5 protein-coding genes and 1 pseudogene are annotated in these 2,855 nt (G+C 62.8%); 3 read left to right on the plus strand and 3 right to left on the minus strand.

Annotated elements, in window-relative coordinates; translation table 11 throughout:
- The coding region (locus HLUSI_RS0102470; RefSeq protein WP_016832467.1) for an MFS transporter at positions 1 to 797 on the plus strand (797 nt) is incomplete at its 5' end.
- Positions 798 to 810: 13 nt separating this feature from the next.
- On the opposite strand, the gene HLUSI_RS0102475 is transcribed toward HLUSI_RS0102470, so the two are convergent.
- Positions 811 to 1,479 carry a S24 family peptidase gene (locus HLUSI_RS0102475; protein WP_238533905.1) on the minus strand — a complete coding sequence of 223 codons (669 nt, stop codon included), beginning with the start codon at positions 1,477 to 1,479 and terminating at the stop codon, positions 811 to 813.
- Between the two features lie 110 nt (positions 1,480 to 1,589).
- On the opposite strand from HLUSI_RS0102475, the gene HLUSI_RS0102480 reads away from it, so the two are divergent.
- Together HLUSI_RS0102480 and HLUSI_RS0102485 are read left to right on the plus strand one after the other, a co-directional pair.
- Positions 1,590 to 1,823: a transcriptional regulator gene (locus HLUSI_RS0102480; protein WP_016832469.1), complete on the plus strand. Its 234-nt coding sequence runs from the start codon at positions 1,590 to 1,592 to the stop codon at positions 1,821 to 1,823.
- A 21-nt stretch (positions 1,824 to 1,844) separates the two neighbouring features.
- A complete protein-coding gene (locus tag HLUSI_RS0102485; RefSeq protein ID WP_016832470.1) occupies positions 1,845 to 2,513 on the plus strand; it encodes a hypothetical protein in 669 nt (222 codons plus the stop codon).
- Here the strand turns inward: HLUSI_RS0102485 and HLUSI_RS32310 are convergent.
- Together HLUSI_RS32310 and HLUSI_RS31255 are read right to left on the minus strand one after the other, a co-directional pair.
- Complete coding sequence (locus HLUSI_RS32310) at positions 2,510 to 2,647, minus strand: hypothetical protein (protein WP_016832471.1); 138 nt, start codon at positions 2,645 to 2,647, stop codon at positions 2,510 to 2,512. The genes HLUSI_RS0102485 and HLUSI_RS32310 overlap by 4 nt on opposite strands.
- A gap of 48 nt (positions 2,648 to 2,695) precedes the next feature.
- A pseudogene (locus HLUSI_RS31255) lies at positions 2,696 to 2,833 on the minus strand (amino acid ABC transporter ATP-binding protein); the annotation flags it as partial.
- Between the last annotated feature and the right edge of the window lie 22 nt (positions 2,834 to 2,855).

Raw genomic sequence — 2,855 nt, forward strand, 5'->3', positions numbered from 1 at the left:
GCGGCCGCGTGGTCGGCACGGCGCAGGCAGGCGTGGTGATCGGACTGCTGTTGGCGCGCACCTTGGCCGGGATGATCGCCGACGTTGCCGGCTGGCGCATGGTGTACGCGGTGTCGGCGGTACTGGCCCTGCTGATGCTGGCGCTGTTGCATGGCCGCCTGCCGCACCGTCCTGCGGATGGCGGCGCCGCTCGCTTGTCGTATGGGCAACTGCTGGCGTCAATGGCCACGCTGATGCTGCATGACCGCGTTCTGCAAATTCGCGGCGTCATCGCGATGCTGATGTTTGCCGTGCTGAACATTTTCTGGAGCGCGCTGGTGTTGCCTCTGCGCGCGCCGCCGTATTCCTTGTCGCATGCGGCGATCGGCGCCTTCGGCCTGATTGGCGTGGTCGGCACGCTGGGCGCGGCCAAGGCTGGCAGTTGGGCCGACCGCGGGCGCGGTCAGTGGACCAGCGGCGTGGCGCTGGCGTTGCTGGCGACTGCCTGGCTGCCTTTGTCGCTGCTGTCGTGGAGCCTGTGGGCGCTGGCGGCGGGCGTGCTGCTGCTGGACCTGGCGGCGCAGGCGATCCATGTCACGAATCAGAGCATGATTTTTCGCGCGAGTGCTACCGCGCATAGCCGATTGGTGGCTTGCTACATGATTTTCTATGCGGTGGGCAGTGGCGCTGGGGCGGTGTCGTCGACTGCGGCGTTCGCTGCGTGGGGATGGGCCGGCGTGTGTATGCTGGGGGCCGGCGTCAGTGTGCTCGGCTTGCTGTTCTGGGGCTGGAGCCTGAGGCACATGCCGCGCGCCTGAGTGCAGCCGGGATTCAGAACCGCGCGCTGGCGAGCACGATGACGCGTCCCAGCAAAATGCAGTCGGGCTGATCGAATTCAAGGCGAGGGTAGCGCTTGCCGGCGCTGTTGTCGGAGGTCATGAACCAGCGCCCGAGGTCCAGCGCCAGGCGTTTGATGATGGCTTCGCCGCGGTAGTTGATCAGGTAGACCGCGCCATCCTGCAAAGCGGTGTCGCCGCTGTTGACCACGACGACGTCGCCTTCATGCAGACGCGGCGCCATGCCGGCGCCGGTTACGGCGACAGCGAACAATTCATCGGCACGCAGGCCGTGCGCCTTGAGCCAGCTTTTTGGAAATTTCCACTGGCACAGCGTCGGCGCGATCTCCTGCCTGCCTGTGCTGGAGGAGCCTGCGGTCAGCTTCAGTACCACCTGCCGGATGGTGACGGCGTCGTCGGCTTCCGTTTTGGACGTCTGGCGCACGAGATAGGGCGGCGCCATCTCGCCGACGGCAAACTGGTCGAAATACAGGGTGCCGAGGTGCAGGCGCTCTTCCAGCGCGCGGGCGGCTTTCTCGCCGAAGCCCCGGCCGTGCCGGTAACGCGACGAGAGCAATTGCGCCAGGCGCGACTCGCTCATGCCGCTGTCGTCGCAAATCCGTCGGCGGTCGCTGCCATAGCGATCCGCGATCAACGCAAGCAAACGTTTCCGTCGATGTTCATGCATGTCCATGCCTGCATTTGAACGCAAATTTAGCATTTGGTAAATTAGCTTTTGCTTGACTTGTCTGTAGCAGATGCTAAATTGTCGTTATGACATTGATTGAATATCTCAATTCCGTTCCGATGGACAGGCGCGCCGCACTTGCCGCGTACTGTGAGACCTCGTTCGACTACCTGCGCCAGATCGGCTATGGCAACCGCTCGTGTTCACCGCGGATTGCGGTTTGTCTGGAAAGCGCGTCGCAGGGATTGATCACCCGTAAAGACCTTTTCCCCGACGACTGGGCCAGGCTGTGGCCGGAGTTGGACGAAAAAAACGACTGAATCCCGCCTACCTGGATATCCATGCCACCGTTCAAAACATCGTTGTGCCGGACGCCCGGCGGATTTTTCACGCTGCCGAATTTCTTCGGGATGGATACGGCGGTGAGCGCCTACACCACCGGCGTCGCGCAGTTTTTGCTGATGGGAGTGCTGTGTGCGGTGCTGCCTGCAATGCTGTATTGGCAGTATCGCCGTCGTCGCTGGCGGGCAGTGGCGGCCGGGTTGGTTGCTTTCATTCTGACGCTCGACCATCTCATGCTTAAAGACCGCGGCAGCCTGTGGCACACGCTGGCGGCGACGACGATCCTGTGCGGCCCGCCGTATCTTGCTTCGGTGGGATTCCGGGCTGCGATGCGCAGGCTCGGAAGCGCGGTGAGTGGCGATGACCCGGCGGCATTGTCGTGGTCCAACCGCGCTGCGCTGGCGACGCTGACGGTCGTTGCGCACCTGCTGTTCTTTATTGCCGCCACGATTGCCGATATCGCAAGCCCGGCGTTGTTAGGCGTGGTCGGCGATGCGGTCAACTGTCTGTACCATCTGGCGCGACCGGTTGATTTCCGATCCTATGGCGAGCAATTGAACATGCTGTTGGCGGCGTTGCCAACACTGGTGCTGGCGACGTTGCTGCAAGGCTGGCTGCGCCGACGCCCAACGATCGGCTTGCGAGCACCGTTGCTGCTCTCACGCTAGCGGTGCGCCTGCTTGCCGGCCTTCTTGATGTCGTCCAGCTGGTCGGCCATGGCGGCGTGGGCCAGGCCGGCGGTCAGCAGCGCAGCGATGCAGGTGCGAGCAAAAGCGTGGCCTAAACGGTGATTCAGTTTCATGCAGGTCTCCTTGGTTTGATTGTGTTGCAATGAAAAGCTACCTATGGATTACAGGCCGTTATTGAGGAAGGCATGCAATTCCGGTGTCTTTGGGTTGTCCAGCATCTCACCCGGGCCGACTTCCCATACGGTGCCCTGGTGCATGTAGATGATGCGGTCGGCCACGCGCTTGGCGAAGGCCATTTTTCAGTTCGTCCCCGCCGACGCG

It is taken from the genome of Herbaspirillum lusitanum P6-12, from assembly GCF_000256565.1.
In the GTDB taxonomy this organism is placed as follows: Bacteria; Pseudomonadota; Gammaproteobacteria; order Burkholderiales; family Burkholderiaceae_D; genus Herbaspirillum; species Herbaspirillum lusitanum.